This is a genomic window from Cupriavidus sp. AU9028, from assembly GCF_019795295.1.
Classification (GTDB): Bacteria; Pseudomonadota; Gammaproteobacteria; order Burkholderiales; family Burkholderiaceae; genus Cupriavidus.
Genome location: NZ_JAIMCG010000031.1, coordinates 1 through 5,167, shown reverse-complemented (window position 1 = coordinate 5,167; position 5,167 = coordinate 1). Strand labels below are relative to the sequence as shown.

Sequence of the window (5,167 nt, the reverse complement as noted above, 5' to 3'; positions counted from 1 at the left end):
GTCTTTGGCGTAGCTCAAAAGTTATCAGTGCTCGCACAGCAAAACGTGGCTTTATCTGTGTCAAGCAGATGGAGCCAGTCAGTTTTCTGAGAGTGAGCGACCGCTCGAAAGAGCGAGGTCCTTCGGGACCACAAGGATTTGAACTGAAGAGTTTGATCCTGGCTCAGATTGAACGCTGGCGGCATGCCTTACACATGCAAGTCGAACGGCAGCGCGGGCTTCGGCCTGGCGGCGAGTGGCGAACGGGTGAGTAATACATCGGAACGTGCCCTGTTGTGGGGGATAACTAGTCGAAAGATTAGCTAATACCGCATACGACCTGAGGGTGAAAGCGGGGGACCGTAAGGCCTCGCGCAGCAGGAGCGGCCGATGTCTGATTAGCTAGTTGGTGGGGTAACGGCCTACCAAGGCGACGATCAGTAGCTGGTCTGAGAGGACGATCAGCCACACTGGGACTGAGACACGGCCCAGACTCCTACGGGAGGCAGCAGTGGGGAATTTTGGACAATGGGGGCAACCCTGATCCAGCAATGCCGCGTGTGTGAAGAAGGCCTTCGGGTTGTAAAGCACTTTTGTCCGGAAAGAAATCGCGCTGGCTAATACCCGGCGTGGATGACGGTACCGGAAGAATAAGCACCGGCTAACTACGTGCCAGCAGCCGCGGTAATACGTAGGGTGCGAGCGTTAATCGGAATTACTGGGCGTAAAGCGTGCGCAGGCGGTTTTGTAAGACAGGCGTGAAATCCCCGAGCTCAACTTGGGAATTGCGCTTGTGACTGCAAGGCTAGAGTGTGTCAGAGGGGGGTAGAATTCCACGTGTAGCAGTGAAATGCGTAGAGATGTGGAGGAATACCGATGGCGAAGGCAGCCCCCTGGGACGCCACTGACGCTCATGCACGAAAGCGTGGGGAGCAAACAGGATTAGATACCCTGGTAGTCCACGCCCTAAACGATGTCAACTAGTTGTTGGGGATTCATTTCTTCAGTAACGTAGCTAACGCGTGAAGTTGACCGCCTGGGGAGTACGGTCGCAAGATTAAAACTCAAAGGAATTGACGGGGACCCGCACAAGCGGTGGATGATGTGGATTAATTCGATGCAACGCGAAAAACCTTACCTACCCTTGACATGCCACTAACGAAGCAGAGATGCATCAGGTGCCCGAAAGGGAAAGTGGACACAGGTGCTGCATGGCTGTCGTCAGCTCGTGTCGTGAGATGTTGGGTTAAGTCCCGCAACGAGCGCAACCCTTGTCTCTAGTTGCTACGCAAGAGCACTCTAGAGAGACTGCCGGTGACAAACCGGAGGAAGGTGGGGATGACGTCAAGTCCTCATGGCCCTTATGGGTAGGGCTTCACACGTCATACAATGGTGCGTACAGAGGGTTGCCAACCCGCGAGGGGGAGCTAATCTCAGAAAACGCATCGTAGTCCGGATCGTAGTCTGCAACTCGACTACGTGAAGCTGGAATCGCTAGTAATCGCGGATCAGCATGCCGCGGTGAATACGTTCCCGGGTCTTGTACACACCGCCCGTCACACCATGGGAGTGGGTTTTGCCAGAAGTAGTTAGCCTAACCGCAAGGAGGGCGATTACCACGGCAGGGTTCATGACTGGGGTGAAGTCGTAACAAGGTAGCCGTATCGGAAGGTGCGGCTGGATCACCTCCTTTCCGAGCACTTCTGCTCCAACGTCAAGCGTTCACACTTATCGGTCTGTTCGAGTGTTACAGCCAGGGTCTGTAGCTCAGGTGGTTAGAGCACCGTCTTGATAAGGCGGGGGTCGTAGGTTCAAGTCCTACCAGACCCACCAGTCTTCGGACGGGGGATTAGCTCAGCTGGGAGAGCACCTGCTTTGCAAGCAGGGGGTCGTCGGTTCGATCCCGTCATCCTCCACCACCCACTACCAGTGCAAAGGCAAGCGTTCATTGCGAAGCGATGACGAACGTTTGCCTTTGGCGCTGGCCAAGACGATGCACGGCAAGTGCAACGGCTGTTCTTTAACAAAATGGAATGTAGTAAAGGTGTCGCGACGCGTTGATGAGGCGCGTGGACGATCGAATCTGATCGCGCGATACCGGGTTGTGATTGTATCAACCAAAGTGTTTTAAGTGATCGAAAGATGACTTGGAATAACGGCACAAATGCGAGAACTCAACCTGTAGCGAACTGTGTGTAGACACACTCGTTATAGGGTCAAGCGAATAAGTGCATGTGGTGGATGCCTTGGCGATCACAGGCGATGAAGGACGCGGTAGCCTGCGAAAAGCTTCGGGGAGCTGGCAAACAAGCTTTGATCCGGAGATGTCCGAATGGGGAAACCCGGCCCGTATGGGTCATCCCACACTGAATCCATAGGTGTGGGAAGCGAACGCGGCGAACTGAAACATCTAAGTAGCTGCAGGAACAGAAATCAACCGAGATTCCCAAAGTAGTGGCGAACGAAATGGGATCAGCCTTGCACTCTTTAGCAGTGGTGTTAGCAAAACGGGATGGAAAGCCCGGCCATAGCAGGTGATAGCCCTGTATGCGAAAACATCGTTGTGGAACTAGGTGTGCGACAAGTAGGGCGGGACACGTGAAATCCTGTCTGAAGATGGGGGGACCATCCTCCAAGGCTAAATACTCGTGATCGACCGATAGTGAACCAGTACCGTGAGGGAAAGGCGAAAAGAACCCCGGGAGGGGAGTGAAATAGATCCTGAAACCGCATGCATACAAACAGTCGGAGCCTGGCAACGGGTGACGGCGTACCTTTTGTATAATGGGTCAGCGACTTACATTCAGTGGCAAGCTTAACCGACTAGGGAAGGCGTAGCGAAAGCGAGTCCGAACAGGGCGTTCAGTCGCTGGGTGTAGACCCGAAACCAGACGATCTATCCATGGCCAGGTTGAAGGTGCGGTAACACGTACTGGAGGACCGAACCCACTAACGTTGAAAAGTTAGGGGATGAGCTGTGGATAGGGGTGAAAGGCTAAACAAGTCTGGAAATAGCTGGTTCTCTCCGAAAACTATTTAGGTAGTGCCTCGTGTCTCACCTTCGGGGGTAGAGCACTGTCATGGTTGGGGGGCCTATTGCTGGTTACCCCGCCATAGCAAACTCCGAATACCGAAGAGTGCAATCACGGGAGACAGACATCGGGTGCTAACGTCCGGTGTCAAGAGGGAAACAACCCAGACCGCCAGCTAAGGTCCCAAAGATTGGCTAAGTGGGAAACGAAGTGGGAAGGCTAAAACAGTCAGGAGGTTGGCTTAGAAGCAGCCACCCTTTAAAGAAAGCGTAATAGCTCACTGATCGAGTCGTCCTGCGCGGAAGATGTAACGGGGCTAAGCCAGTCACCGAAGCTGCGGACGCACACTTGTTGTGCGTGGTAGGAGAGCGTTCCGTAAGCCTGTGAAGGTGTCTTGTAAAGGATGCTGGAGGTATCGGAAGTGCGAATGCTGACATGAGTAGCGATAAAGGGGGTGAAAGGCCCCCTCGCCGTAAGCCCAAGGTTTCCTACGCAACGTTCATCGGCGTAGGGTGAGTCGGCCCCTAAGGCGAGGCAGAGATGCGTAGCTGATGGGAAGCAGGTTAATATTCCTGCACCGTCGTATGATGCGATGGGGGGACGGATCGCGGAAGGTTGTCCGGGTGTTGGAAGTCCCGGTCCCTGCATTGGAGAAGGCGCTCAGGCAAATCCGGGCGCGCAATTCAAGGGTGTGGGGCGAGCGGCCTAGTGCTGCGAAGCAATTGGAAGTGGTCCCAAGAAAAGCCTCTAAGCTTCAGTCATACGAGACCGTACCGCAAACCGACACAGGTGGGCGAGATGAGTATTCTAAGGCGCTTGAGAGAACTCGGGAGAAGGAACTCGGCAAATTGGTACCGTAACTTCGGGATAAGGTACGCCCTGGTAGCTTGACTGGCCTGCGCCAGGAGGGTGACGGGGTTGCAATAAAATGGTGGCTGCGACTGTTTAATAAAAACACAGCACTCTGCAAACACGAAAGTGGACGTATAGGGTGTGACGCCTGCCCGGTGCCGGAAGATTAAATGATGGGGTGCAAGCTCTTGATTGAAGTCCCGGTAAACGGCGGCCGTAACTATAACGGTCCTAAGGTAGCGAAATTCCTTGTCGGGTAAGTTCCGACCTGCACGAATGGCGTAACGATGGCCACACTGTCTCCTCCCGAGACTCAGCGAAGTTGAAGTGTTTGTGATGATGCAATCTCCCCGCGGCTAGACGGAAAGACCCCATGAACCTTTACTGCAGCTTTGCATTGGACTTTGAACCGATCTGTGTAGGATAGGTGGGAGGCTTTGAAGCGAGGACGCCAGTTCTCGTGGAGCCGTCCTTGAAATACCACCCTGGTTTGTTTGAGGTTCTAACCTTGGCCCGTGAATCCGGGTCGGGGACAGTGCATGGTAGGCAGTTTGACTGGGGCGGTCTCCTCCCAAAGTGTAACGGAGGAGTTCGAAGGTACGCTTGGTACGGTCGGACATCGTACCTAAAGTGCAATGGCAAAAGCGTGCTTAACTGCGAGACCGACAAGTCGAGCAGGTGCGAAAGCAGGACATAGTGATCCGGTGGTTCTGAATGGAAGGGCCATCGCTCAACGGATAAAAGGTACTCTGGGGATAACAGGCTGATACCGCCCAAGAGTTCATATCGACGGCGGTGTTTGGCACCTCGATGTCGGCTCATCTCATCCTGGGGCTGTAGCCGGTCCCAAGGGTATGGCTGTTCGCCATTTAAAGAGGTACGTGAGCTGGGTTTAAAACGTCGTGAGACAGTTTGGTCCCTATCTGCCGTGGGCGTTGGAATCTTGACGGGGGCTGCTCCTAGTACGAGAGGACCGGAGTGGACGTACCGCTGGTGTACCTGTTGTCTCGCCAGAGGCATCGCAGGGTAGCTATGTACGGAAGAGATAACCGCTGAAAGCATCTAAGCGGGAAACTTGCCTGAAGATGAGGATTCCCTGGAGGCTTGACCTCCTTGAAGGGTCGTTCGAGACCAGGACGTTGATAGGCTGGGTGTGGAAGCGCAGTAATGCGTTAAGCTAACCAGTACTAATTGCCCGTAAGGCTTGATCCTATAACCAGTGTGTTTGCCTGGTTGAGCTGCAAATGTGCCAACCGGTACAGCACAACCCACCTTGCTACATTCCAGATTCGCGCAGGACGTGC

At 54.1% G+C, this 5,167-nt stretch carries 2 tRNA genes and 2 rRNA genes; all 4 read left to right on the top strand.

Annotation, left to right across the window (positions count from 1 at the left end):
• Window positions 1-140 precede the first annotated feature (140 nt).
• A 16S ribosomal RNA gene (locus K6V06_RS20495) occupies window positions 141-1,672 on the top strand.
• A gap of 63 nt (window positions 1,673-1,735) precedes the next feature.
• A tRNA-Ile gene (locus K6V06_RS20490) sits at window positions 1,736-1,812 on the top strand.
• A gap of 10 nt (window positions 1,813-1,822) precedes the next feature.
• A tRNA-Ala gene (locus tag K6V06_RS20485) sits at window positions 1,823-1,898 on the top strand.
• A gap of 295 nt (window positions 1,899-2,193) precedes the next feature.
• Window positions 2,194-5,075, top strand: a 23S ribosomal RNA gene (locus tag K6V06_RS20480).
• Together the 16S and 23S rRNA genes with 2 tRNA genes alongside form the textbook arrangement of a ribosomal RNA operon.
• Window positions 5,076-5,167: the final 92 nt, after the last annotated feature.